Annotated in this window: 23 protein-coding genes and 1 pseudogene; 13 read left to right on the top strand and 11 right to left on the bottom strand. The window is 66.1% G+C overall.

Going from position 1 to position 24,427, the window contains the following annotated elements; all coding sequences use genetic code 11:
* The first annotated feature begins 1 nt into the window (after position 1).
* From ACQP1G_RS27305 to ACQP1G_RS27290, 4 genes are all read left to right on the top strand, one after another.
* Positions 2-1,054: a proline racemase family protein gene (locus tag ACQP1G_RS27305; protein WP_433192413.1), complete on the top strand. Its 1,053-nt coding sequence runs from the start codon at positions 2-4 to the stop codon at positions 1,052-1,054.
* A 180-nt stretch (positions 1,055-1,234) separates the two neighbouring features.
* Positions 1,235-1,984 (top strand): GntR family transcriptional regulator, encoded by a 750-nt coding sequence (locus tag ACQP1G_RS27300; RefSeq protein ID WP_433192412.1) that lies wholly within the window; start codon positions 1,235-1,237, stop codon positions 1,982-1,984.
* Positions 1,985-2,297: 313 nt separating this feature from the next.
* On the top strand, positions 2,298-3,443 hold the full coding sequence (locus ACQP1G_RS27295; RefSeq protein ID WP_433192411.1) for an acyl-CoA dehydrogenase family protein: 1,146 nt from the start codon (positions 2,298-2,300) through the stop codon (positions 3,441-3,443).
* The gene (locus ACQP1G_RS27290; RefSeq protein WP_433192410.1) at positions 3,427-4,062 is read left to right on the top strand and encodes a TetR/AcrR family transcriptional regulator; all 636 of its coding nucleotides are present in this window, start codon (positions 3,427-3,429) and stop codon (positions 4,060-4,062) included. The genes ACQP1G_RS27295 and ACQP1G_RS27290 overlap by 17 nt, the downstream gene beginning before the upstream one ends.
* A 6-nt stretch (positions 4,063-4,068) precedes the next feature.
* Here ACQP1G_RS27290 and ACQP1G_RS27285 read toward each other — a convergent pair whose 3' ends face one another.
* The gene (locus ACQP1G_RS27285; RefSeq protein WP_433192409.1) at positions 4,069-4,437 is read right to left on the bottom strand and encodes a hypothetical protein; all 369 of its coding nucleotides are present in this window, start codon (positions 4,435-4,437) and stop codon (positions 4,069-4,071) included.
* A gap of 319 nt (positions 4,438-4,756) precedes the next feature.
* Here ACQP1G_RS27285 and ACQP1G_RS27280 point away from each other — a divergent pair, with 319 nt between their 5' ends.
* Complete coding sequence (locus ACQP1G_RS27280) at positions 4,757-5,509, top strand: DUF4190 domain-containing protein (RefSeq protein WP_433192408.1); 753 nt, start codon at positions 4,757-4,759, stop codon at positions 5,507-5,509.
* Positions 5,510-5,520: 11 nt separating this feature from the next.
* Here ACQP1G_RS27280 and ligD read toward each other — a convergent pair whose 3' ends face one another.
* The 3 genes and pseudogenes from ligD to ACQP1G_RS27265 form a co-directional block, all read right to left on the bottom strand.
* Positions 5,521-6,531 carry a non-homologous end-joining DNA ligase gene (ligD, locus tag ACQP1G_RS27275; RefSeq protein ID WP_433208851.1) on the bottom strand — a complete coding sequence of 337 codons (1,011 nt, stop codon included), beginning with the start codon at positions 6,529-6,531 and terminating at the stop codon, positions 5,521-5,523.
* Positions 6,531-7,616, bottom strand: a complete 1,086-nt coding sequence (locus ACQP1G_RS27270) for an ATP-dependent DNA ligase (RefSeq protein ID WP_433192407.1) — start codon at positions 7,614-7,616, stop codon at positions 6,531-6,533. The genes ligD and ACQP1G_RS27270 overlap by 1 nt, the downstream gene beginning before the upstream one ends.
* Positions 7,617-7,719: 103 nt before the next feature.
* Positions 7,720-8,113 (bottom strand): annotated as a pseudogene (locus ACQP1G_RS27265) (helix-turn-helix transcriptional regulator); the annotation flags it as partial.
* Positions 8,114-8,290: 177 nt separating this feature from the next.
* On the opposite strand from ACQP1G_RS27265, the gene ACQP1G_RS27260 reads away from it, so the two are divergent.
* From ACQP1G_RS27260 to ACQP1G_RS27250, 3 genes are all read left to right on the top strand, one after another.
* Positions 8,291-8,713, top strand: a complete 423-nt coding sequence (locus ACQP1G_RS27260; RefSeq protein WP_433192406.1) for a VOC family protein — start codon at positions 8,291-8,293, stop codon at positions 8,711-8,713.
* 103 nt (positions 8,714-8,816) lie between these two features.
* Positions 8,817-9,851 (top strand): aldo/keto reductase, encoded by a 1,035-nt coding sequence (locus tag ACQP1G_RS27255; protein ID WP_433208848.1) that lies wholly within the window; start codon positions 8,817-8,819, stop codon positions 9,849-9,851.
* 4 nt (positions 9,852-9,855) lie between these two features.
* On the top strand, positions 9,856-10,956 hold the full coding sequence (locus ACQP1G_RS27250; RefSeq protein WP_433192405.1) for a winged helix DNA-binding domain-containing protein: 1,101 nt from the start codon (positions 9,856-9,858) through the stop codon (positions 10,954-10,956).
* A 207-nt stretch (positions 10,957-11,163) separates the two neighbouring features.
* Here the strand turns inward: ACQP1G_RS27250 and ACQP1G_RS27245 are convergent, their stop codons facing one another.
* Together ACQP1G_RS27245 and ACQP1G_RS27240 are read right to left on the bottom strand one after the other, a co-directional pair.
* On the bottom strand, positions 11,164-11,856 hold the full coding sequence (locus ACQP1G_RS27245; RefSeq protein WP_433192404.1) for a class I SAM-dependent methyltransferase: 693 nt from the start codon (positions 11,854-11,856) through the stop codon (positions 11,164-11,166).
* Between the two features lie 211 nt (positions 11,857-12,067).
* On the bottom strand, positions 12,068-12,391 hold the full coding sequence (locus ACQP1G_RS27240; RefSeq protein ID WP_433192403.1) for a MarR family winged helix-turn-helix transcriptional regulator: 324 nt from the start codon (positions 12,389-12,391) through the stop codon (positions 12,068-12,070).
* Between the two features lie 404 nt (positions 12,392-12,795).
* Here ACQP1G_RS27240 and ACQP1G_RS27235 point away from each other — a divergent pair, with 404 nt between their 5' ends.
* Complete coding sequence (locus tag ACQP1G_RS27235; RefSeq protein ID WP_433192402.1) at positions 12,796-14,181, top strand: hypothetical protein; 1,386 nt, start codon at positions 12,796-12,798, stop codon at positions 14,179-14,181.
* 227 nt (positions 14,182-14,408) lie between these two features.
* On the opposite strand, the gene ACQP1G_RS27230 is transcribed toward ACQP1G_RS27235, so the two are convergent.
* Entirely contained in the window at positions 14,409-14,867 is a 459-nt protein-coding gene (locus ACQP1G_RS27230; RefSeq protein ID WP_433192401.1) for a MarR family winged helix-turn-helix transcriptional regulator, read from the bottom strand.
* Between the two features lie 44 nt (positions 14,868-14,911).
* Between ACQP1G_RS27230 and ACQP1G_RS27225 the strand changes: the two genes are divergently transcribed.
* Positions 14,912-16,456 (top strand): FAD-dependent monooxygenase, encoded by a 1,545-nt coding sequence (locus ACQP1G_RS27225; protein ID WP_433192400.1) that lies wholly within the window; start codon positions 14,912-14,914, stop codon positions 16,454-16,456.
* 399 nt (positions 16,457-16,855) lie between these two features.
* Positions 16,856-17,398: a VOC family protein gene (locus tag ACQP1G_RS27220; protein ID WP_433192399.1), complete on the top strand. Its 543-nt coding sequence runs from the start codon at positions 16,856-16,858 to the stop codon at positions 17,396-17,398.
* Here the strand turns inward: ACQP1G_RS27220 and ACQP1G_RS27215 are convergent.
* The 4 genes from ACQP1G_RS27215 to ACQP1G_RS27200 form a co-directional block, all read right to left on the bottom strand.
* Positions 17,377-17,775: a cold-shock protein gene (locus tag ACQP1G_RS27215; RefSeq protein ID WP_433192398.1), complete on the bottom strand. Its 399-nt coding sequence runs from the start codon at positions 17,773-17,775 to the stop codon at positions 17,377-17,379. The genes ACQP1G_RS27220 and ACQP1G_RS27215 overlap by 22 nt on opposite strands.
* Positions 17,776-17,806: 31 nt before the next feature.
* Entirely contained in the window at positions 17,807-18,907 is a 1,101-nt protein-coding gene (locus tag ACQP1G_RS27210) for an SPFH domain-containing protein (protein ID WP_433192397.1), read from the bottom strand.
* Positions 18,908-18,953: 46 nt separating this feature from the next.
* Positions 18,954-19,187, bottom strand: coding sequence for a hypothetical protein (locus ACQP1G_RS27205; RefSeq protein WP_433192396.1), 234 nt, complete (start codon positions 19,185-19,187; stop codon positions 18,954-18,956).
* Between the two features lie 65 nt (positions 19,188-19,252).
* Entirely contained in the window at positions 19,253-20,173 is a 921-nt protein-coding gene (locus tag ACQP1G_RS27200) for a hypothetical protein (RefSeq protein WP_433192395.1), read from the bottom strand.
* 124 nt (positions 20,174-20,297) lie between these two features.
* On the opposite strand from ACQP1G_RS27200, the gene ACQP1G_RS27195 reads away from it, so the two are divergent.
* Positions 20,298-23,234 (top strand): tetratricopeptide repeat protein, encoded by a 2,937-nt coding sequence (locus ACQP1G_RS27195; RefSeq protein WP_433192394.1) that lies wholly within the window; start codon positions 20,298-20,300, stop codon positions 23,232-23,234.
* 65 nt (positions 23,235-23,299) lie between these two features.
* Positions 23,300-24,418 carry a BTAD domain-containing putative transcriptional regulator gene (locus ACQP1G_RS27190; RefSeq protein ID WP_433192393.1) on the top strand — a complete coding sequence of 373 codons (1,119 nt, stop codon included), beginning with the start codon at positions 23,300-23,302 and terminating at the stop codon, positions 24,416-24,418.
* Positions 24,419-24,427 lie beyond the last annotated feature (9 nt).

The following is a 24,427-nucleotide window of genomic DNA, read 5'->3' as shown; positions in this document are numbered from 1 at the left end:
GATGTCGTTCAGCTTCGAGACGGTGGACTACCACACCGGCGGTGAGCCGTTCCGGATCGTCGCCCACGGAGCGGTCCGGCTCGAGGGCGCCACCGTGGCGGACAAGCGGGTCCGGGGGATCGCCAGCCCGGAGGTGCAGTATGCCCGCGCGCTCCTGTGCAGCGAGCCACGCGGGCACGCAGACATGTACGGCGGCTTCGTCACCGAGCCCGACGACGAGGGCGCCGATCTCGGGGTGCTCTTCTGGCACAAGGACGGCTTCTCCACCGCGTGCGGCCACGGCACGATCGCGCTGGGTGTGTGGGCCGTCGAGTCCGGCCTCGTGCCGCGACTCGAGCAGGGCACCCGCGACGTACGGATCGACGTCCCCTCCGGGCGGGTCACCGCCCGCGTTGCCTTCGAGGCAGGCGAGATCGCCCACGTCTCGTTCGTCAACGTCCCGAGCTGGGTGCACTCCACCGGTGTCGACGTCGAGACCGACCGTGGCCGCGTCACGTGCGACATCGCCTTCGGCGGTGCGATGTACGCCGTGGTGTCCGCCGCGGACCTCGGCCTGGCTGTTCACCCCGCAGACCTGCCCGACCTGATTCGGACCGGTCGCCAGATCCGGGATGGCCTCAACGCCGCCCGCGCGGCGGAGCACCCGAGCGACCCGCGCCTATCCGGTGTCTACGCAACGATGTTCACCGAGGACGTCGACCCCGACGACGCGACCGCCTCCCAGCCGTTCGAGGGACTCAGTGCCGAGGGTGCGCTGCACCAGCGCAACGTCGTGGTGTTCTCCGACGGTGAGGTCGATCGGTCCCCGTGCGGGTCCGGCACCGCGGCCAGGGTCGCGCATCTGACCAGCCAGGGACGTCTCGCCGACGGTGAGGTCCTGGTGCACGACTCCATCGTCGGCAGCAGGTTTCGTGCTCGGGCCGTGGCACGGGTCCAGGCCGACGGCCACGACGCGCTCGTGCCTGAGGTCGTGGGCACGGCGCACAAGTTGGGAGACAGCCGCTTTGTCGTGGACCCGCGCGACTCGCTGGTTCCCGGCTTCATCCTGAGGTGAGGCTGAGCGTTCGTCGCGCGCCGCATGGTTATCAGAGACGAACCGAGATCGCTTCTGGCGCCTGTCCTTACCGTCGAAGAACGGGCAATGCTCGATGGTATGCGCGACCGCGCGGCGATCTGGTCTGTCCCCGGGGGCACGCGCGGTATGTGATATGTCACCGACCACTTCGCTTGTACTATGGCAACTGACCAGATCACACGGGCTGATCCCGTGCTCGCCGTTCATCCACCCCCACGCAACAAGAAGGCAATGATGTCCGCCACCGATATACCGGTCTCAACACTGACGTCGTTCCTCCCCCGGAAGAGCATGCGCGACGAGATCATCGAGAAGCTGCGCGGGGCGGTCATCACCGGCGAGTTGCGCCCAGACGTCGTCTACTCGGCCCCTGGACTGGCCGAGCAGTTCGGCGTGTCCGCGACTCCGGTCCGCGAAGCAATGATCGACCTGGCCAAGGAGGGATTGGTCGAAACCCTGCGCAACAAGGGCTTTCGCATTCGTGAGCCATCCGAACAGGAGCTGGACAACCTCGTCGAGGTCCGCCTGCTCATCGAGGTCCCGACCGTACGCAAGGTCGCCGACGCCGGCATCGATCCCCAGCAGCTCGCCGAACTGCACACCCTGGCCCTCGGCATCGAAAAGGCCGCGGCCGAACACGACTTCATCACCTACATCTCCATCGACACCGAATTCCATTGCCGCCTCCTCAGCCTCGCGGGCAACAACGAGTTGGTCGAAACGGTGCGCTCGCTGCGCGCCCGCTCCCGCCTCTACGGCGTCCGCCCACTCGCCGAACGCGGTGAGCTCATTCACTCCGCTCACGAGCACATGGAAATCCTGAATCTCATCGAACAGGGCGACGCGGAAGCGGCGGAACAACTGATCCGCCGCCACATCGGCCACGTCCGCGGCATCTGGGCTGAATAGCACCAGCAGCCTTCGGGTTGTCCGGCCCTCAGTTACAGCTGGGGGCCATTTGTTTGTTATGCCTTGTGCCTCAACGTGTTCGAAGCGCGCGTGAGGGATTGCCCCGACTTCGTGGTTTTCGGGACGGTCCGACTGCTCATCCACCAAGTTGTCTGAACCAGGCGCGCGGCCGACCGGCTGATCTGCATTGCACCCCCATAACCTGCCTCGACCCGCTGCGTGAGCGCTTTGTTGACATCATGCCAATAGTGCGCGACTCTGATGACGAGACGCGGGCGCGGAGGCCTGCGCGCATGAGCAAAGGATTTATGCGATGGCACGCGCCGCATGGAGTGACGACGAAGTCGAGGCGGTCCGGGAACTAGCGAGAACCTTCTTCGAGAAGGAGGTCGTCCCGCACGAGGAGAAGTTCGTCGCTCAGGGGCATCCCGACCGTGCGCTGTACAACCGGGCCGGTGAACTCGGTCTGTTGTGCACCGCGATCCCGACCGAATACGGCGGTGGCGGCGGCACCTTCGCACATGAGGCCGCCATCATCGAGGAACAGGCGTTCGCCGGTGACGGCTCGATGGGCATGGCCGTGCACACCTCGATCATCGCGCCCTATATCCACAACTTCGGCACCGAGGACCTCAAGCAGCGGGTGCTGCCCAAGGCCGCGACCGGTGAAATGGTGCTGTCCATCGGCATGACCGAACCGGGCACCGGCTCGGACCTGCAGAACATCAAGACCCGCGCGGTCCGCGAGGGCGATGAGTACGTCATCACCGGCTCGAAGATCTTCATCACCAACGGCTGGCTCTGTGACGGCATCATCATCGCCGCCAAGACCGACCCGACCAAGGGTGCTGCGGGCGTCTCACTGATCTTTGCCGAGGTCGGTGCCGATACTCCCGGCTTCGAACGCGGACGCATCCTCGACAAGATCGGCGGTAAGGCCCAGGACACCGCGGAACTGTTCTTCGACGGGCTGCGTGTGCCCGCATCGAATCTGCTCGGCGAGGCCGAAGGTCAGGGCTTCTATCAGATGATGCAGCTGCTGGCCCAGGAGCGATTGGTAACCGGCATCATCGCCGTCGCCATGATGGAAAAGGCCGTGCGGCTGACCGTCGACTACACCAAGGGACGCGAGGCCTTCGGCAAGCCGCTGTTCGCGATGCAGAACACCAAATTCGAGATGGCCGAATGCGCGACCATCGCCAAGGTGAGCCGGATCTTCCTGGACGACTGCATCGTGAAGCATCTGCGCGGCGAATTGGATATTCCCACTGCTGCAATGTCGAAGTACTGGCTCACCGATCAACTCGGTATTGTGGTCGATCGCTGCCTGCAACTGTTCGGCGGCTACGGCTACATGACGGAGTATCCGATTTCCCAGCTCTACACCGGTGCCCGCGTGCTGCGCATCCTCGCGGGCAGCAACGAGGTGATGAAGGATCTCATTGCCAGGTCACTCTGAGATCGCCGAGGCGCAGCCGCGCAGACGCAGGCTGGAACCGGACGAACGTCGTGCGCAGATCCTCGAATGCGCGATCGACATGTTCGGCGAGCGGCCGTACGCGGCGGTGTCCACCGCGGAACTCGCTCAGCGCGCCGGGGTCGCGCGTGGTCTGATCAACCACTACTTCGGCAATAAGCGCGACCTGTATCTCGCGGTGGTGCGCCGGATGGTTACCCTGCCGCGCCTCGACGATATGGTCGCGCCGACCGGGACCGACCGCGAGCGCGTCGACGCGAGTGTGCACTGGCTGTTGGATGTGATCTCCGAACACGGCAGCACCTGGGTCAAGGTGACCAGCCACGAGGGGGTCGGCGACGATCCCGAGGTACAACACATCTTGGACCAGGCCGACGATGCGGCCGCCGAGCGGATGCTGGTGATGGTCGGGCGCGCGGCATCTGCGCACAGTGCTGAGTTGCGCGCCATGGTCCGCGCATTCGGTGGTCTGGTAAAAGTCGCGGGCCGGGAATGGATCACCCGCGGCACGCTCACCCGCGAGCAGGTGCACGTCTTACTGGCGGACCTGCTGATGACGCTGATGACCGAGACGATGCCGAAGGTGGACCCCGGGCGCTAGCAAGAGCTATCTCGTCAACTCGGACTTGCTTGGACCCGCTGCGATCTTGCGCTCGGTGGCGCTGTAGCGCACCGGCCGCACATGTCCCGGCGCGTGTCCGTGCCGTCCGTACTTCAATTCGATGACATGCTCCCGGCGATGTTCCACCAGCAGCGCGCCGATACCCGCGATCCACAAACCCGCCGTCGCTATCGCGCCGATCTGCATCCACCCGGTGAAGCCGGAGCCGGCTGCGGTGAGCGTGCACGCCATGGCGACGACGCCGAGCGCGCACAGAATGATGCCGGGAATGTTGTAATCGTCACCGAGTAGATCTCCCGCGTGTGAATGCCACGGCCGGGCTCGGTTTCCTGTCGGATCGGGTTCGCGGGGCATGGATCCTCCTGCACTGAAGTCACCGCATGGGTCGGTCGTTCCCTGCTGTAACCAGGATCTACCTCCCGGCCTCGATCCGCGAGAGCTGTTTGCCGGTTTGTTACTCCGACCGTCGGGTGGGGTCGTGCCGTATCCGGACTCCCGATGCGAAGGACAGTCCGGTTTGACATGGCGGCGTTCGCGATTACGGTTTGATGACGATTGATCGGCCGTTTCGGATGATGTTGCGGTCGTTGGCCCCTATCCTTTGTCGGTATCGGGGCGGGTCCGGGCAGTTCGAGGTTCCTGCGCGGTTTGGTGGTGTGGAAGAGGGACCTGGATGGCACGGACGGATAACCGTGAGCGCGAGCGCTGGCCGGAGGCGCAGCAGCCGGAGGAATACGAGCAGGAGATGGGACCGGTCGGCCGGTGGCCGGACTCGGACCCCACCGACCGCTGGCCCGAGGCCGAGCCGCCGAACCGGAGCCGCCGGGCCGGTCGACTACGGGTCGAGGTCCCGCCCATCGTCAATCCGTATGCGATCGTCGCTTTGGTGGCCGCCCTGCTCGGTCTGTTCCCGGTCGCGATCGTATTCGGCTTCATCGCCTTCAGTCATCCGCGCGGCAAGACGATGGCAGTGTGCGCGCTGCTGCTCGGTGTGGTGGAAGTGGTCGCCATCGCGGGGTATGTGGTGTTGTCCGGCGGTAACTTCGCCGACGCGCTGTCCGGGGCGAACCGAACCCCAACCGTGTCGAGCGTTGCGTTGCCCTCGACGATCGCCCAGACCGCCGTCCCACAGCCGACGGTGGCGCCGACGGTCGCACCTCCGGTCACCACGACCGCCGCGCCGACGGTGGCTCCGAAGAAGGGCGCGGTGTGCACCGAGCCTGGGCGCATCGGCACCGGGGCGGACGGCTCCACCCTGCTATGCCTGGCCAGCGGCGGTGTCTACCAGTGGAACGGTCCCTACACTATCGGGGGCACCGTCGCAGAGGCCGGCTCCAAATGCGATGGTTCGACGAAGAGTGCCCGCACCGCGGACGGGCGCGCACTCACGTGTGAGAGCAAGGTGTGGGTGCTGTGGACCGAATAGCGTTGCGGTAGCTAATCTTGCGGATCCGCCTTCTTGGCCCGGCTGGGCTGCACCCGCGGCGGCTCATTGGGCATCTTCGGATATTGCGGCGGCCAGGGTGCGTCCATGAGGCCCGAGGCCATATCCCGCTCCGACATTTTCAGCAGCGGTTCGATGGATTGGGCCGGTCGGTCCGCCCATGGGTCACCGAATTCGGCCAGCCGCGCGGGGACGGTGGCAATGGTCAATTCCTCGGGGACGATGGTGTCCAGATCGGACCAGGCGATCGGGGTCGACACCTGCGCGCCGACCTTCGGTCGCACACACCATGCACCGAAAACCGTCTTATGCGGGGCGTTCTGGTTGAAGTCGACGAAGACGCGGGTGCCACGTTCCTCCTTCCACCACTGCGCGGTGATCCGGTCCGGATGCCGCCGCTCCAACTCCCTGGCCAGCGCGACCGCGGCGGCGCGCACCTGATAACCATCCCATCTCGGTTCCAGCGCAACGTAAATGTGCAGTCCGCGTGAGCCGGAGGTCTTGATGCGGGAATCGATGCCGAGTTCGGTGAACAGCTCGCGAGTGAGCACCGCGGCGTGCTTCAGATCGTCGAAGACGATGCCGGGGGAGGGATCCAGATCGATACGCAGTTCATCGGCGATATTCAAGTCGTCGACGTGATTGGGCCAGACATGGAAGCCGAGGCAGCCCTGGTTGACTGCCCACAGAATGTGCGCGAGATCGTGTGCGACGAGGGCGTCGCTGGTGGTGCCGTTGGGTGTGGCGACCTCGACGGTGTGCAGCCAGTCCGGCGCGGATTTCGGCACCCGCTTCTGGAACCACGACTTACCGGACGCCCCATCGGGATACCGCTCCAGCAGCAACGGCCGATCACGCACAACCTTCAAGAACGGCTCGGCAACGGCCTGGTAGTACTGGACGAGATCGAGTTTCGTCTCCCCGTGCTTGGTGAAATAGACCTTGCCGGGATTGCTGATGGCGACGGATCTGCCGTCCACCTCGATATCGACCGACTCACCCATCATTTCCCCCTGGCTTCGCTGAAGATGGCACTCAACTCGGCCGGTGCGACCTCATCGAGCTGCGCGTAGGTACACGATTCCGGGGTGCGGTCGGACCGGAAACGAACCAGCCTGCCGCCGTGGCGCAATCGGCCGGACTGCACATGTTCGTAGCGCACCTCGGCGACCAATTCCGGCCGCAGGGCCTCCCAGGACAGATCCTTGCCGCCGGTCCACCGGCTCACCCCGCCGGGCATTTTGCCATCGGCTTTGGCCTGGGCCGCCGCATCCGCCCACTCGCGCCACGGATGGTTCTCCAATGCGTTGTCCCGCAATGGTTTCAGCTCTTCCACCAGCGACTTGCGTTTGGCTGCCGTGAAACTGCTGGCCACCCCGACATGGTGCATATTGCCCTCGTCGTCGAACAACCCGAGCAGCAGCGATCCGACGCCCTCGCCGTCCTTGTGCCAGCGGAAACCGGCCACCACACAGTCCGCGGTGCGTTCGTGCTTGACCTTGAGCATCACCCGCTTGTCCTGCAGATAGGCCAGATCGTCTGCCTTGACCATGACGCCGTCGAACCCAGCGCCCTCGAAGCGGGTGAACCAGTCCTCGGCGACATCGGGATCCTGGGTGATCGGGGTCAGGTGCACCCGGGCGAGTTCGGTGTCGAGAATGGTCTCCAGCAGCCGCCTGCGTTCGGCGAACGGTTCGCCGGTCAGATCCTTATCGCCGAGGGCGAGCAGATCGAAGGCGACGAAGCTGGCCGGTGTTTCCTCGGCCAGTTTGTTGACGCGCGAAGCCGCCGGATGCAGCCGGTTCTGCAGGGTGTCGAAATCGAGTCCCTCATCGGTGACCACCACGATTTCGCCATCCACCACGCATTTATCCGGCAGCGCCGCCTTCAGCAGTTCGGCGACCTCGGGGAAATAGCGGGTGAGCGGCCGGTCGTTGCGTGAACCGAGTTCCACTTCGTCGCCGTCGCGGAACACGACACAGCGAAACCCGTCCCATTTCGGTTCATAACTCAGTCCCGGCTCGCGCGGCACCGAGGGTGCCGTTTTCGCCAGCATCGGCCGGACAGGTGGCATAACCGGTAGGTCCACGCGATCCTCCTCGAGTTCGGTGCTCACCCCTATCGACGTCGCGGGCGACGCGGATTAATCGGTGCGGGCTCGAGCTCGATCGTAAGTCGCTGGTCCGACAAGGTCGTGAAGGCTGGATGGCGGCGAGCTGGCGGGTGTCGATCCGGCGGCGCAGCCGTGCGGGCACAACCTGCCGGACGGTGGTCAGCGCACGCGCCGCCGCTTCCTTGATATCCGCACCGGTGGTGGTGGCGATCTGGAGTGCGACGGCCAGAGCGACGGCCTGCTCGTCGTCGAACAGCAATGGCGGCCGGCTCAGTGCCGGCACCCAGCCGGTACCCGCCGTCGGGGCCCTTGACGGCCGCGATGAGGTACCCGAGCTCGCACAGCCGGTCGACGTCGCGGCGCACGGTGCGTGGGCTGATGTCCAGCCGCTGAGCCAGCAACTGCCCCGGCCAGTCCCGACGCGCCTGCAGTAGCGAGAGCAACGCCAGCAGTCGCGCTGAAGTCTTCGGCATAACTCCGAAGATTACCCGGAGAAGCGGCCACAACCTGGCCGCTTCCCCTGCGACTGTTGTCGCGTGCAGACGACAACGAGCCTCGCGCAGGGAGACGCGTGAGGACCTCATCGGTGACAGCTGCACTCCGGCCGACAACGCCTGGAAAACAATCAATCCGAAGGTAAGGAATCAAGCATGTCCATCAAGACCACGACGCACCTGAACTTCCGCGGCGATGCCCGGGCGGCGCTGGAGTTCTACCAGTCCGTTTTCGGTGGCGATCTCGCCGCCGTCACCTACAAGGACGCCGGTGCCGTCCAGGACGAGTCCGAGGCCGACCAGGTGATGTGGGGCCAGGTGCTCGCCGAGGACGGCTTCCACGTCATGGCCTACGACGTTCCCTCCCGGATGGCCTACGACCAGGGCGAGAACTCTGTCTTCGTCTCCGTACGCGGCGAGACCGTGGAGGAGATCGCTGGCTACTGGGAGAAGCTGTCCGACGAGGCGATCATCGTGATCCCGATGGGCCCGGCGGGCTGGGCGCCCGCCTACGGGATGCTGAAGGACCGCTTCGGCGTCGTCTGGGTGCTGGACGTCGTGAGCGAATACAACGGGTGAGCCCGCATGATGGGCGGGAGTGGCGCTGACCTCCGCTCTCCCGCCCATCTGCTGCATCTCGCGGGGCGACCCGCACGTCACCAGATCATCGAAGGGAACAACAGTGCAGACGCGTCCCCTTGGCCGCACCGGAATCCAGGTCAGCCCCTACTGCTTGGGCACCATGATGTTCGGACAGGCCGGGAACCCCGACCATGACGACTGCGTCCGGATAATCCACCGCGCGCTCGACTCGGGCATCAACTTCATCGACACCGCCGACGTGTACGGCCCCCACGGCATGTCCGAAGAGATCGTGGGCGCGGCGCTGAAAGGCCGACGCGACGACGTCGTGCTGGCCACCAAGGTCAACGGCTCGATGGGGGACGACCCCAACCGGCGCGGCAGCTCGCGGCGCTGGATCGTCACCGAGGTCGAGCACTCGCTGCGGCGCCTGCGGACCGATCGCATCGACCTTTACCAGATCCACCACCCCGACCCGCGGACCGACGTCGAGGAGACGCTCTCCGCGCTGACCGATCTCGTGCGCAGCGGCAAGGTGCGCGTCATTGGCACCTCCAACCTCCCGGCCTCGGAGATCGTCGAGGCGCAGTGGGTCGCCGAGCGGCGCGGACTGCAGCGCTTCCGCACCGAGCAGCCCACCTATTCCATTCTCAACCGCGGCATCGAGCGCGAGGTCCTGCCTACCTGCCAGCGCTACGGCATGGGCGTGCTGGTGTGGAGCCCGCTGGCGATGGGCCTGCTCACCGGCCGCTACCGCAAGGGCCAGCCTCCGCCGCGGAACGCGCGGATGAACTGGGTGCCCCGGCACCTGACCGACGAGCGCAAACTCGACGCTGTCGAGCAACTCCTTCCCCTGGCAAAGGAGGCCGGCCTGGCGCTGACCCACCTGGCGATGGCCTTCACCATCGCCCACCCCGGCGTCACCTCGGCCATCATCGGCCCCCGCACTATGGCGCACCTCGACGATCTCCTGGCTGGCGCCGCGGTCACCCTGGACGACGAGGTCCTCGACCGGATCGACCGAATCGTGACGCCCGGCACGGACATCAGCCCGCTCGATGTGTCCTACGTGCCACCGACCATCGAACACGCGGCGCTACGCCGTCGATCGGCCGACGAACGCGCGGTGGGCTGACCTGGTGACCGTGCTGGACATCCGGGCGCTCAACCGCGCGACGCTGGCCCGGCAGTTGCTGCTCGATCGCGCCGACCTGCCTGTCCTCGATGCCGTCGCGCACCTGTGCGGCCTGCAAGCGCAGGAACCGCAGGAACCGTTCGTCGGGCTCTGGTCGCGGCTGCGCGCGTTCGACCCTGCGGCGCTCTCGGACCTGCTGACCAGTCGGCGCGTGGTGCGGACCCACCTTATGCGCCGCACCGTCCACCTGCTCACCGCCAACGACGCGCTGGCCTGGCGGGCCCGCCACGACACCATGCTGCGCCAGCGAGTACTCGGGAACTACCGCCACGAGCTCTCCGGGATCAACCTCGACGAGCTCGCGGCGGCGGGCCGGGCGGTGATGGCCGACGGCGAGCCCCGCTCGATGACCGAACTCGCGCGGGCGCTCGCTGAACGCTGGCCGACGCCGGGACCGCGGGCGCTGGGCGAAATGCTGATCGCCGCCCTCGTCCCGGTGGCGCAGCTGCCGCCGCGCGGGCTGTGGCGCACGAAAGCGGGAGCACGCTACCGGCCGCTGTCAGTGTGGCTGGGCAGCGAGATCGACCCGCCGCCTCCGGAGGGCACCGATCCGGTCGGCGAAGCACTGGTCCGGCGCTACCTGGCCGCGTTCGGCCCCGCGACCTCGGCCGACCTGCGTGCCTGGTGCGGTCTGGCCGGACTGCCCGCCGCAGTGGCCGCGATACGCGAGGAACTGGTGACCTTCCGTGACCAACGGGGCCGCGAGCTGCTCGACCTCCCCGACGCGCCACGCCCCGACCCTGACACACCCGCCCCGGTGCGGTTCCTGCCCGCGTTCGACAACGCGATCCTCGGCTACCACCATCGCGGCCGGATCATCGACGATATCCACCGGCGCCTCTCGGTCGCCGGCGCGCGCGTCGTTCTGGTCGACGGCCGAGTCGCCGCGACATGGACCGTCGAGCGGGACGCTGTGATCGTCACCCCGCTGCGCCGATTCTCCCGAGCCGAGCACACCACCGTCGCCGAACACGGGCGGGAACTGGCGTCCTTCGTCTCCGACGATGGCGGCCACCGCGTACAGATCACCGCGCCTCCCCGCTGACCGGACACCACACGGAGATCGGCCGCCGGAAGTCGGATGCGGCTGCGCCAGCGCCGGGCCCGACTCCGCGAACGGTTGGGTCGGCCGTGCAGCGAGCGGCGCAGGTGGCGGTGATCAGCTGACGGGCTCGACTTGGCTTCTGCGAGCGGCCGGGTGGTGGACCCGTTCGGGCGAGCACCAGCAGGGACAGTTCGGAGAGTTACTTCGTCATGGGCGATGGAGTTTGACGGTCAGGAAGAGCGGCTGTTTGTGCGTCTTGTCGTATCGATGTGGATCAACCAGCTGAGCTTCCTCGGTGGCCCGCGGCTCCACCAGCGCTTGGAGCACGAACCCGGCGCCGAGAAGCTCGCCGAGGAACGTTTCCAGCGTCATCCGCCTGTAGCTGATGAAACCATTACCGAGGGGAAGCTCAACGCGGTCATCGGCGAAGTAGGAGCCGCCGAAGTAGATCCAGTCACTGGTGGGGTGGGTCGTGGAGACGAGCAGGCTGCCGCCTGGTCGCAGAACGCGTCGAATCTCGGCGAGCAGCTGTCCGCGCGCGTCTATGTGGTGGTAGACGAGGGCCATCACGGCCAGGTCGAATGACTGGTCTTCCACGAAGGCCAGCGGCTTCTCCAGGTCGTGGTGGTGCAAGATGGCACCGTCTCCGAGTCGCTCCTGTGCGGCGTGCAGCAGGGTCTCGCTTCCGTCGACGCCGATGACCTGCGTGGCCCCCAGTTTCAGCAGTTCGGCGCCATAGTGGCCTGCCCCGCATCCAAGATCCAAAACCCGTAGTCCGCTGACGTCACCGGCAAGCCTGAGCATGGCCGGCCGATCGGTATGGGCGTTATAGGCGTTGTCCGTTGCCGAGGCGGCGAACTGCTTGCCCATCTCACCGTGGTAGGCGGTCTCAGCACTCATTCGATCATCCTCGCAGTAGCCGCTACCACATACGTTCTGTTCCAACGAGATTCGCCCGTGCACTCGTGCTCCCGGAAGACATCCCCTTCAGGCCACGGAGCTGTCGCGCGTGACCGATTCGGGAACAGGTACTGGTCGCGGCGTGCGGCCTGCCCACTCGCGCAACCCGGAAGGAACCGGCTGTCGAGATACAGGTCCGTGACTATGCCGATCAGCCTGCGGGCACGCCGACCTGGTCGCGCTCGAGCACGCCGCGCAGCTGCGAAAGAGTCTGCGCGACAACCGATAACGAAGAACCTGCGAGGGTGGTGCCGAGCAACTCGATCAGTCGCTGGGCGAAGGTTTTCTCCGCTGCCTCGACCAGACGCACACCGTCATCGGTCAGGGCCAGCAGCGACGACCGGCGATCCAACGGATTCGGTTGCCGCACAACCCATCCCTGTTTCTCCAAGCGGTCGACACCTTTGCTGATCGCCCCCACGCCCGCGGCAAACTCGCTCGCGAGGTCCGCCACCCGGGCCCCCGGGGCGATCACGCAGGAAGCGCAGGAATTCGAACTGCGAGGTGACGATCCCGTGCCGCTCGCGCAGGCGATCGTTGAGCGTGTTGTACAGCCGAGCACCGGGATGCGGTTGCCGCGGATGCTGCGGCACACGTTCGTGACCACCATGCTCGACGCGGGAGTCGGCCTGCCAGACGTCGCTTGGCGCGCACGTGATCACAACTGCCAGCGCGAGCAAGCGGGAGCTCGGCGCCGACGAGGTCATCGATTACACCGCGGTCGACTTCACCGAAGTCGTCGGCAACCTCGCCAACCTTCGGACTGGACGGCGTCGAAGCGGATATTCTCTTGTTCAGGGGGCAAGGCACCGGCGACACCAGGTGCCGTTCTTCGCGCAAAGTTCCACTGGTCGACCACCGACAGAACGGAATCGAGCCATGTCCGAAACATATCCCACCACAGAGGCTACCCAGCAGACCGACGGCAAGGGCGACGCCGGTATCGCGGAGTTGATCGAGCAGGGCGTTCCACGGGAGGAGGTGGAGCCGGGGTACACGGTGAGCGAGACGGAGGCGCAGCAGATCGCGGCCGAGCGGCTCGCGGCGGCGCGGCGTCTGGAGGATGAGCAGATCGCCGAGCTTGCGCGGGCGAGCCAGGAACGGATCCGAGACGCACAGCGTGAGATGGCCGCCAAGGGGATCGAAGTCCACTTCAACACGAAGTGGTGGGGGTTCGAGATGGTTCTCAACAAGGAAGGGGCCCTTGCGGCTGCCTATCTCACCGAATACATCGGTAGGGCCTTGCAGGAGGTGCCGAAGCTGAAACCGTTCGCGATGTTGATCGATGCATCCTGCAAGCTCAAGGCCAACTGGATCAAGGCGGTGGGCGAAACCTACGGATGTCGGCTGGTCTCCCCATGGATCGCTCCGGGCATGCTCATCCCGATCTCCCTGGCACCCAGGGATGACACCAGTTTGTGGTGGACGGTCTACGAGACTGCGCAAGGTTGGAACCAGGACGAGAAGTTCGCCGCCCACAAATCCAAATCCAACCCCGCCCTGGCCGCGTTGAACGGAAAGTTGTACTGCGTGCACCGCGGCGACAACAACGAAAAGCTCTGGTGGACCGCCTACGACCCCGATACCGGCTGGTCGGACGACACAGAGTTCCTCGCCCATACCAGTGGGGCCGGCCCCGCCCTCGCCGCCTACAACGGAAAGCTGCATTGCGTGCACCGGGGTGGTGGCAGCCAAACCGAACTGTGGTGGACCACCTTCGACGGCACCGGGTGGAGCGATGATGTCCAGATCGGCGGCAGGACCAGTCACGGTCCGGGCCTGGCCGTCTACGACGGCAAACTGTTCTGCGCCTACAAGGGCTACAACAACAATCAGCTGTACTGGCGAACCCTTACCGGCAATGGCAATAGCTGGGGCGGCGAAGGGACCATACCCGGCAAGACCAACTCCAACCCCGCCCTCGCGGTCTACAAGAACACCCTGTACGCCATGTATACGGCCTACAACTCGTCGGATCTGTACCTGAACAGCTTCAGCGGCGGCAGGTGGCACGGCGACAGCAAGCTGCGCGCCCACAAGAGCACCGAAGGCCCAGCCCTGGCCGTCTACGACAACCACCTGTACTGCGCACACCGCGGCGCCACCGACGACAAGCAACTGTGGTGGACCCGATTCAACGGCAGCAGCTGGAGCGACGACACCCGCTTCGGCGCTCACTCCAGCGCCCAGGGCCCAGCACTCATCGCCTACCGCGACAAGAACGGCACCCAAGACCAGCTGCTGTGTGTCCACCGCGGCTACTAGCCGAACGCGGGGACCCACGCCGCCGAGGCTGACCAGGCCGCTCGCGAGCAGTACCGCCCGCAGCGGCTCCCGGTCGAGTTCCCCACGGGGCCAGGCGAATCGCTGCAGGATGAATCCGTCGATCAGTGCGACGATCGCGCGTGCACCGGGGCGATGACGATCTACAACTACGTCAACGGCCGCGAGGGACTCGAGGAACTGGTGGCAGAGCCGGTGATGAGCCAAACCTACCGAGCCGGATCCGTGACGGTGTCGCTTCTCCGGTCGAGATTGTCGCCGAGCCGGATCAGCAGGTGCTTCAAGGTGTCGATCTCCTCGGTGGTGAATCCCGCGACAGCCCGATTGTCGAGGGCGGTCAGATGTTCATGTGCCTCTTTGAGCTGAGCGTCGGTTCCGGGGGCCAGCGCGATCGTCTGGCTTCGTGCGTCGCGCGGGTTGGGCTTGCGGTGGATGAGCCCGTCACGATCCATGCGGGTGAGTAACTGCGCCATGGAGGGCTGTTCGATACCGGTGGCTTCGGCGAGTTCTTTCTGGGTCAGCTCCGGGCCCTCATGCAGCAACGCGAGCACCGGCACTTGCGCATAACGCAGGCCGAGGGGTTTGAGCGCGTTGTCCGCATCGCGTGCGAGTGCGCGGGAGGCGCGGTTGATCAGCTGAGCGAGGCTAGGTGTGGTGAGTGGGGTCATAACTGCCTTTACATAGGAGCCTATCTAATGTTACATAGGGTCCTATGAACTCTAGATCTTCAGCATCCAAAGCCCAAGTGGTCATCGCCGGCGCTGGTCCGACAGGCCTCATGCTGGCCGCTGAGCTGCGCCTGGGGGGCGTGGACGTGGTCGTGGTGGAGCAGCGCGCGTCCGGAACCGTCGGCGAGTCGCGCGCACCCGGCATCAACGCTCGCAGCGTCGAGATACTCACCCAGCGTGGGCTGGCCGAGGAGTTCCTCGGCCGCGGCAAGATCCTGCCAGGCGTACTGTTCTCCGGAATTCCCATGGCCCCACAGGATCTCGACCCCGACTGGCCCTCGGCGATGATCCTTCCGCAACATCAGACCGAACGGATCCTCACTGCCCACGCCGTGGAACTCGGCGCTCGATTCGAATGGTCCACCACCGTGGTGAACCTGCGCCAGGACGATCATGGAGTCGAGGTGCTCGTGGAAGGGCCGTCCGGGCCGAGCACGATCCACGCGGACTACCTCGTCGGTGCCGACGGCGGCCACAGTGCGGTGCGCCGGATCTGTCAGGTCCCGTTCCCAGGCGATGAACCGGTGTCCTGGTGGGTGGTCGGTGACGTGCAGTTCGATTCGCCGCCCGACGGCAACGGAGTCTTCGGACGCAACGAACGCATCGGCACCTACCAGATTTCGCGGGCCGAACCGGGATGGTTCCGCCTGAGCCTGATGCGGGCCACCCCACCGGCCGACCGCACCGCGCCGGTCACCCTCGATGAGCTACGCGAGGTCATGCGCGATGGCCTGGGCACTGATTACGGCCTGCGTGAAGCACGGTGGATGTCGCGATTCTCCGACGGATTCCGTCAGGTCACCGGCTACCGGCACGGACGGGTCTTCCTGGCCGGGGATGCCGGACACACCCATTCGCCGGTCGGTGGACAGGGCCTGAACCTCGGGATCCAGGACGCAGTGAACCTGGGCTGGAAACTGGCCGCTGTGCTCAACGGCGGCGCACGCGACGCACTGCTGGACACCTATAACCAGGAGCGGCATCCGGTCGCGGCCACCGTGTTGCAACTGACCAAGGCGCAAACGGCGCTGATCAAACCCGGCGCGCAGAATGACGCACTGCGTGCGGTGGTGGCCGACATGCTGGCGGTGCCCGAGACCTGCCGGTGGCTCAGCGGGATCCTCAGCGGATTGGACCTGCGCTACCCGCTCGGCGGCACCCACCCGCTCGTCGGGCGGCGCATGCCCAACCTGACTCTGTCCACCGATCAGGGCACCACCGAGGTGTTCGACCTGCTGCGCCCCGCACGGCCGCTGCTGATCAACCTCGGCGCCGACGGATTGACCGGCACACCCGCCACGTGGGCTGATCGCGTGGACTACCTCGAGGCCCGGCCCGGCCCCGCGCATTCGGCGAGCGGCTGGACGCTACCCGTGTTCGGTGAGGTCCCCGCGTGTGACGCGGTATTCGTCCGGCCCGACGGCTACGTCGCCTGGGTCGACCCCACCGACGCCCCTGCCGACCCCGACACCCTGACCTCTGCCCTCGACCAATGGCTGGGCACGCCCGCTGGCGCGATGACCGCCTGAATCTTCGTCGGCTTCAACAGCCGGGCTACCGGAGCGTCTTCGCTGTCCTGTCCGACGGGACAACGGTGGACAACCCAGGGTTTCTGCGGCGGGCGGGACGGAAACCGAGGAAAGCGCAGCGGGTGCTGTCGCGGAAACAGAAAGGCAGCAGCAACCGCGCCAAATCCCCGGCCTTTTAGGCCGGGGACGGCCGACATGTGCGCTGAAGCGAACGAAACACGCGAAACACCAAGCTGAAGACGCTCATGACTACTGGAGCGTGTCTGATAATTGCCGCGTCTAGACGAGGTCGGCGTTGCAGACGACAGTGTCGGTCGACGATGGCGACATTGTTTGATGTCGTCGGGTTCACGGATTGGGCTTGACCCCCACGTTGCGTGAGGGGGGACGGTAGACCGCATGAGTGATTTCTTTAACGCATTCGAGATGGGTCCCGTATCCGAGCGTGGACCGAAGGCGGTTGCGCCAGAGTTGTTCCGCGGCATCTACGCGATGCCGGTGTTCGTGACGGTTCCGACGTCGGACTTGGCGGCGTCGACGGATTTCTGGGTGCGGGGGTTCGGCTTTATCGAACTGTTCAGCGTCCCGGGGCAGGTGGTCCACCTGCGCCGGTGGGCGTTCCAGGATGTCCTGCTCGTTCCTGCCGCGGCCCGTGCCGAGGCGCCCGAAGTGCCGGTCATGAGCGTGAGTTTCTTGTGCGTGCTGAGCGAGGTTGATCACCTCGTCGAGGCGTGTTCGGATCTCGTGCCGGGCAGCGTGACCGGGCCGCGGGATACGCCGTGGCGTACTCGCGACGTCGAGGTGACCACCCCCGAGGGTGCGCGGGTCGTGTTCACCGCGGCGCAGGAGTTCGATCCTGACAGCCAAGAAGCGCGTGATCTCGCCTCGGTCGGAATCGTCGCCCCGGGATCGAGCGGAGTTCAGTCGAGCCAACCGTGTTGATCGGCGAAAGCGGTGAGGCGGTCACGGATGGTGAGGATCTCACCGGCGGTGAGGGCGGGGCTTGCGTCCAGCAGTAGCTCGGTGATCAGGCGTTTGTGTTCGGTGGCGGTGAGCTGGCTGGATCCGGATTTATCTTTTTTGTGCCGCGCCACGGGTGGGATCGGCTGGCCGCCGACCACGGCGAGGTTGACCGCCTTCGGCCCGCGATCACCCTCGGTCACATCGAATTCGAATACCCGGCCCTGGCGCAGCTCGTCCTCGTCCAGTCCGATGTCGTTCACATGAACGAACACATCCGGGCCACCATCGTCGGGCCGAATGAACCCGAATCCCCGCGAACTGTCGAACGACACCAATTTCCCGATGGACACCAACACCCGCTCCTCGCGCCGTCTCTACCCGGCCACTTTAGCCCGCATTATCCCCGTCGTTGGATGAAAGCGCCTTTTGTAACGAGTTGAATACAGTGAGGCCCTGACCAACCATTCCGTTGACCAATTCGCCGACACCGTCCGGCCCGTTCAGCACCGTCAAGTTGGCGTTTGCCAGCCCGTTGGATGCCTGCTTGACGATTTCGGGCAGCTGCTCGATCAGCAACTGGTCCAAGGCGATCCGGTTGTTGGAGGCCGCCGCCTCGGCCTGGATTCGGGTCCGGTCGGCCTCGGCCTCGGCCAGGATGCGCACCCGTTCCGCTTCGGCCAGCGCGGGTTTCACGACTTCGGCCTGCAACTGCTGCTCGCGCAGTTCGGCTTCCTTACGCGCCTGTTCGGCCTGCGCGGTGAGCACTTCCTGCAGCGCCTTGGCCTCGGCGAGCGGTCCGGCCTGGGCTGCTTCGGCATTGGCCTTGTCGATATCCTGCTGATACTGCGCCTGGAGAATGGCGGTTTCGCGCTGATATTCGGCTCGTCGGCGCAGCGATTCCTGTTCGGCCTCAGCGGCGTGCTGCGCGGCCTGAGATTGCGCGATCTGCGCATCGCGCTGCACCGCCGCGTTGTGCGGTGCGGCCAGCGCGGTGATGTAGCCGAGATTGCCGTCATCGATGGACTGGATTTGGAACGAATCGACCCACAGGCCGATATTGCTCATCTCCACCTTGGAGGCGACCAGCACTTCGTCGGCCAGCCGTTGACGTTCGCGGATGATCTCCTCGACCGTCATCGAGCCGACGATCGAGCGCAGATGTCCGGAGAAGATACGTCCGGTCAGCACCGACATCTCCCGTTCCTGTTCGGACAGGAAGCGTTGTGCCGCATTGACAATCGACTGGGTGTCGTTGGCGACCTTGAACGCGATCACCGCGCGCACCTCGAGCTGGATGGCCTGTTTGGTGACGCACCGCTCCTTGATCTCGGCCTCGAACATCGCCAGCGACAGATAGCTCACCTTGCGGAAGAACGGCATCACCCATTTGCCGCGCCCGATGACGACGCCGAATGGCGCGTTGTCCTTGCTCTTGCCGCCGCTGACCAGCATTGCCTCGTCAGGATCGGGAACGTGATAACCCAGCACAGTGTCTCCCTAGCAGTTTCATACTTCGTAGATCGTGGTCGCGATGTCACATTTCGTCGGACCGCGCGCGCTCCAACGGAATCCAGGGCACCACGTCGACGATGCGGCCCGGATGTACCGCGATGATCAAGACAGTCTCCCCGGCCGAGATCGGCTCGGCCGCCCGTGCGATGTATATCTCCGTGCCCCCGCGAATCGCAACCAATACCTCGCCGAGCATTCCGGCACCCCGGATCGGCGAGGTCAGCCTACCCGTCAAACCTTGCACGGGGTCGGTCATCGCGATGAACTCCTCGCACTCGGCGCCAGAGTTGTCAGCGTACGCGCGATGGGGGATTGCTCCGGTTACGAGAGGGACTCGGCGATGATGCGCCCGACCGATTTCTTGGTGAGATAGTGCGCCGCATCGTGCGGACTCGAGCCATTGTCGAGTTCGGGATGTGTTGTCGGCGCTACGTCCCGTCCGGGAGCGGGTGGAAAATACGGTGCGAGATCCAGATGCGCCGCGACGATATCGTCGCGATCGGCCAAATTCTCCCAGCGGGTGAGTGCGACGGGGACGGTGGGCGGCTGCGGTCGCAGCAGCGGATAGATGATGGACTGCAGCGCCAGTGGTGAACCGAGGGTGATCAGCGTGACCGGCTGCCCGGTCCGATGTAACGCCTCGTAGGCGACCACCGAGCCGAGCGAATGCCCGATGACGAGTCTGGTCTGCGGACCGATCAGATCGAGTACCTGCTGTTGCGCGTACTCGCGGACGGTCTCCTCGCCGAGATACCGGCTGACCTGAGCCAGCGACCGATTGACGAATTTGCCCGCCATGCCGAAACCGAAGGGCGCGAACCACTTCAGCTTGGTCAGCGCATTCGCCGCGGGTCTGGCCTTTCGGCCGATGCCCTGTGCGCCCTCGGCGCCGAGCGCCGAATTGTCCAGGTAGCGCTGCGCTTCGAGCCGATCGCGCTGATCGGCCGCCTGCCCGGCCGCGGTTGCCAACCAGGCCTCGGCGACCCGCTCGGTGAGTTCGGCGTCCTCATCGCCGACGGGCCCGCCACCACCCTGCGCACCGGGATCGAGAAAAGCATTGCCGTAGAACGCCATTCGAACATCGAGCGGGCCCGGCCGCTGCCCGCGCCACAGCTGATCCGCCAGTTCGCCATATCCGGCCGTGCGGACCCCCGCGGCCAGTGCCGGAAGCCACTGCGCCTCCAGAAGATCCGCACCGTACTGCTCCTGTGCGATCCCGTGCACCAACACGATCGCTGCCATCTTCGCGCCCCCGTTGTCGCTCGCCACACTGTGGTGTTCGGGTACTTTCCTACCACGCGCCGCCGACCCTGTCGGGGTGTCGAGGGTGGTCGGGGAGTCGATGGTGGGAGATGGTGGTGCTGGTATGGGAGGAAGGCTTGCCCTTGTTGTCGGGTCCGAATGCGAGGCGCTGGGGGAACTCGGATTCACCGGCGAGTTGGCGACGGGACTGTACGGGAGATTGACCGAGTCCGGCGGATGGCGGGCGGCGACGGCGGCGTCGGGTCCGGTGCTGAACCCGACAGTGGCACAGCTGGTTACGGCGGTGGACGAGGCATTCGAGGCGGCAGCGCGGGAGCAGGCGACGTTATTGATCGGCTTCGTCGGACATGGCACCGCGACCAGCGCGGAGGACTTCTTTCTGCTCGGCCATGATTCACCCGCGGTGCCGACCTCGCATACGGCATTCCATCTGACACAGGAGATTCGGGAGCGATTGAACCGATCGGTGCTGGATGGGCTGGTGGTGTTGGTCGACGCATGTGAGACCGAGCAGGGTGTGCTCGGCGCCGCCCGCCGCTGGACGGATTTGTTGTCGCGGGCGGCGGGCCGGATGGAGTTGCTGGTCGCCGCCGGTGACGGACCCGCGTATGCCGGATGCTTCACCCGAACCCTGTTGTCCACCTTCGAGGCCGGACTTCCCGCGCGCGGGGAGAATCTGCTGCCGTCGGATCTGGTCGATCCGATCGCCGCCGCCTGCACGCGACAGCAGCCAGAACATCTGTCGTTCACCTCGGGCACCGTATCCCCCGCCGAGGGCGGTGATCCCGGCCTGTGGCTGGTACCGAATATCGCACGCCGCCGCGATGCCGTAACCGGCCGCCCGGCAGCGGGTTTCGTCGATCACCTCACCCGCAGACTGTTGCTGACCCCGGCGGTGCGCGAGACGCTCGACGATATCGTCGGGTCCGGCAGCTACCGGCTGCGCGGTGTGATCGGACCGCCCGGTGTCGGTAAATCGACGCTGCTGGCGATGCTCATTCGGCCGAGTCTGGTCGACACGCTGCCGGTCGCGCCCGAATATATTACGGCGGCGGTGTTCTTGACCGTCAGCAGTTCCATCGAGGCGGTCGCCGCGGAACTGTCCGCACAGCTGAGCGCCCGCCTGCCCGGTTTCCGCGCGGTGGCCGCGGCCGCGCGGGGTCTGGCCGAACACAGTGCCGCCGAGCTCGATGTCTTCGATATCGAGGTGCGGCAACCGTTGGCGGACTTGGGCGGCTGGGGGCGCCGGGTCACGATCGTCGTGGACGGATTGAACGAACCGGAGGAGGGTACGCGGCGGCTGCTGGTCGCCGCCGTAGCCGAACTGACCCGCCGACCGGAGCTCGCGCACGTCCGGGTGATCGTCGGGATCCGGGAGGGCCTCGGCTTCGAAGACGATCCGGCGCTTGCGCATATGCACCGGATCGTGGTGGCCGAGCCGGTCGCCGAGGATATCGCCGCCATTGTGGAATCGGCCGGATATGAGCGCGCCGCCGTCGACGAGCAGGAGTGGGTCGGCTGGATCGATGCGCGGCTGGCCGAAACACCCACGGCGCGTACCGATTCCCCGGCTGCCGCGGCGGGCTGGTTGCTGGCCGGGTTGTTGGCGGAAGTCGCCACGGAGGTCACCGATCGGGTGGTCGCGGAGGATATCGGTGTCGACGGTCTGGTCGCGCTACGGGTCGGGGCGGCCCTGCGTTCCGCCGGGGGCGACGGACGGGATATCGCGCCGAATACCACTGATGCCTGGGCGATCGGCGCGCTGCTCGGCGTCCTCGTCGCGGCGGGCGTCGGGCCGGTGCTGCCGCTGGAGCTGCTGGTCGCGGCCATGCGAGAGCTCGGGGCCGATGCAAATATCGCCGGAATCCGTGATCTCACAGTGGGTTTGGGTGTGCTGGTCATCCGGAGTCGGCCGGGCACGGCCGACGAATCGCTCGGCATTACCCACGCCGCCTTGATCGCGGGACTGGCCGACGAATGTGACCGGCTCGGTGTGCACAGCGACGACGCGCACCGGGCGGTGATCGCGGCCATCGAAGCGGGTACCACCGATCGTGTGTCCGCGTATGCCCGCGGCGCGGCGGTCCGCCACTACCTGGCTTACGGCGATGCGGCCGCCGCTTTCGGCTACCTCGAATCATTGGAAACCACACGCGTGGTGGACAATCGGGATCTATGGGTGGCCTGGCTGCCGAGCTTCACCGCCGCCATGGGGCCCGACCATCGCGTCACACTGCTGGTTCGCAACCACCTCGCGAACTGCCGTGGCCGCAGCGGCGATGTCGCCGCCGCCGTCGCCGACCTGGAGGAACTGGCCCGTGACCAGACCCGCGTACTCGGCGCGGATGACCTCGATACCGTCACCACCCGCTACGACATCGCGGACTGGCGCGGACATATCGGCCAGCTGGAGCGGGCCGTCGCCGAATTCGAGCGACTCGTCATCGATCACACCCGCATCCTCGGCACCGACCACCCCTGGACGCTGCGCGCCCGCAACAGCCTGGCCTACTGGCGTAGTGAACGCGGCAGCCTGCGCCGCGCGGTGATCGAATTCGAACAGCTGATCGCCGATCAGCAGCGCATCCTCGGCCCGGTCGATCCGCAAACCCTGCGCACCCGACTGCATCTCGCGCGTTCCCGTGCGATGGCGGGTGAACTGGCCCGCGCCTTCACCGAATTCGAATTGCTGCTGGTCGACCAGATCCGCATCCTCGGCCCGGATGACGCCCAGACCCTGCGCACCCGCATCAGCATGGCGCGGTGGCGGCGGGAAAGCGGCGAAACGGCGAGGGCCATTACCGAATACGCGACCCTGCTGACCGACCAGTTGCGCATTCTCGGCCCCGATCATCCGGACACCCTGCACACGCGCAACTGTCTGGCGGGCTGTCACGGTGAAACGGGCGATATCCGCGCGGCCATCACCGAATACGAGCCGCTGCTCGCCGATCAGATCCGAGTACTCGGTCCCGACCACCCGCACACCCTGCTCACCCGCAGCAACCTGGAGTATTGGCGGGCTCGATCCGGTGGGTAGCGGCGGCGTATCGGCGTTACTGTTCTTGGGGGCCATCGGCTGGCCCAGTCGTAAGGAGTGCGGCGATGGCCGATATGCGGGCGCAATTCGGTGTGCTCGGGCCGGTGCAGTTGTCGATCGATGGCGTCATGCGGCCGGTCGGCGGGCCGAAACAGCGTGCGGTGCTGGCGTATCTGGTGATCAATGCCAATCATCCGGTCTCGGTGGACACGCTCGCCCAAGCGGTGTGGGAGCAGACGCCGCCCTCGGATGTGCGGGTGAGCCTGCATGCCATCACCTCGAATCTGCGCAAACCGCTGCGCGATGCGGGACTGGATGCCAGGGGCGTACTCGCCCAGGTCGGCGCCGGCTACCGGATCGCGGTGGCCGACGGGGCCTGCGATGTGCAACGGTTCCGCGCACGTAAGGAGTCGGGTCTGCGGGATCTGGCGGCGGGGCGATTCAGAGCGGCCAGCGAATCGCTGTCCAGCGCGCTGGGGCAATGGCGGGGGCCGGTGCTGGCGGATCTGCGTGGGCTCGGGTTCGCCGACGCCTACGCCGCCGCGCTCGACGACGAACGGATCGGCGTCATCGAAGCGCGCGCCTCGGCCGATATCGCGCGCGGGCGTGCCGAGGGTGTCGCCGCCGAACTCGCCCTGATCGTCGGATCACATCCGCTGCGAGAACCGTTGTGGGAGAGGATGATCACCGCGCTGTATCTGAACGGTCGGCAATCCGACGCGCTCGCGGCGGTGCGCCGGCTGCGGACCACCCTCGCCGCCGAACTCGGCATCGATCCGGGGCCGGCGATCCAGGAGTTGGAGGCGCGGATCCTGCGTCAGGAGCCGGTGAGCGCCCGTGCGGTGGCCGATGCGACGATCACCCGGGCGACCACCATTGTCGAGCAGTCGTCGGTGGGTGCCCGCGCGGAGTTGCGCGATCGGGACGGTGCCGTCTACCCGATCACCGGATCGGTGACGCGGATCGGACGGCTGCCCGATAACGATATTGTGCTCGAACACGGCAAGGTCAGCCGTCAGCACGCCGTGCTGGTGGACAACGGGTTGAGCTTCGTGATCAAGGATCTGTGGTCGTCCAACGGTGTGTACGTCGACGGCGAGCGTGTCATCGACAGTGTGGCGCTCACCGATGGCACGGTGGTGCGTATCGGCGGGTTCGAATTCGTATTCACCCTGGTTCAGTGAAAGACGTGG

The sequence above is a fragment of the Nocardia sp. CA-107356 genome (genome assembly GCF_050946365.1).
Classification (GTDB): Bacteria; Actinomycetota; Actinomycetes; order Mycobacteriales; family Mycobacteriaceae; genus Nocardia.
Note: the sequence above shows the minus strand (reverse complement) of the source record. Positions and strands in the feature narration are given on the sequence as shown.

Coding starts and splice junctions, on each gene's coding strand:
- ACQP1G_RS27295 (WP_433192411.1), top strand. CDS start 2,298: ATGGCACGCGCCGCATGGAGTGACGACGAAGTCGAGGCGGTCCGGGAA.
- ACQP1G_RS27220 (WP_433192399.1), top strand. CDS start 16,856: ATGAGTGATTTCTTTAACGCATTCGAGATGGGTCCCGTATCCGAGCGT.
- ACQP1G_RS27260 (WP_433192406.1), top strand. CDS start 8,291: ATGTCCATCAAGACCACGACGCACCTGAACTTCCGCGGCGATGCCCGG.
- ACQP1G_RS27225 (WP_433192400.1), top strand. CDS start 14,912: ATGAACTCTAGATCTTCAGCATCCAAAGCCCAAGTGGTCATCGCCGGC.
- ligD (WP_433208851.1), bottom strand. CDS start 6,531: ATGGGTGAGTCGGTCGATATCGAGGTGGACGGCAGATCCGTCGCCATC.
- ACQP1G_RS27305 (WP_433192413.1), top strand. CDS start 2: ATGTCGTTCAGCTTCGAGACGGTGGACTACCACACCGGCGGTGAGCCG.
- ACQP1G_RS27300 (WP_433192412.1), top strand. CDS start 1,235: ATGGCAACTGACCAGATCACACGGGCTGATCCCGTGCTCGCCGTTCAT.
- ACQP1G_RS27280 (WP_433192408.1), top strand. CDS start 4,757: ATGGCACGGACGGATAACCGTGAGCGCGAGCGCTGGCCGGAGGCGCAG.
- ACQP1G_RS27205 (WP_433192396.1), bottom strand. CDS start 19,187: ATGACCGACCCCGTGCAAGGTTTGACGGGTAGGCTGACCTCGCCGATC.
- ACQP1G_RS27190 (WP_433192393.1), top strand. CDS start 23,300: ATGGCCGATATGCGGGCGCAATTCGGTGTGCTCGGGCCGGTGCAGTTG.
- ACQP1G_RS27230 (WP_433192401.1), bottom strand. CDS start 14,867: ATGACCCCACTCACCACACCTAGCCTCGCTCAGCTGATCAACCGCGCC.
- ACQP1G_RS27235 (WP_433192402.1), top strand. CDS start 12,796: ATGTCCGAAACATATCCCACCACAGAGGCTACCCAGCAGACCGACGGC.
- ACQP1G_RS27285 (WP_433192409.1), bottom strand. CDS start 4,437: ATGCCCCGCGAACCCGATCCGACAGGAAACCGAGCCCGGCCGTGGCAT.
- ACQP1G_RS27195 (WP_433192394.1), top strand. CDS start 20,298: ATGGGAGGAAGGCTTGCCCTTGTTGTCGGGTCCGAATGCGAGGCGCTG.
- ACQP1G_RS27200 (WP_433192395.1), bottom strand. CDS start 20,173: ATGGCAGCGATCGTGTTGGTGCACGGGATCGCACAGGAGCAGTACGGT.
- ACQP1G_RS27245 (WP_433192404.1), bottom strand. CDS start 11,856: ATGAGTGCTGAGACCGCCTACCACGGTGAGATGGGCAAGCAGTTCGCC.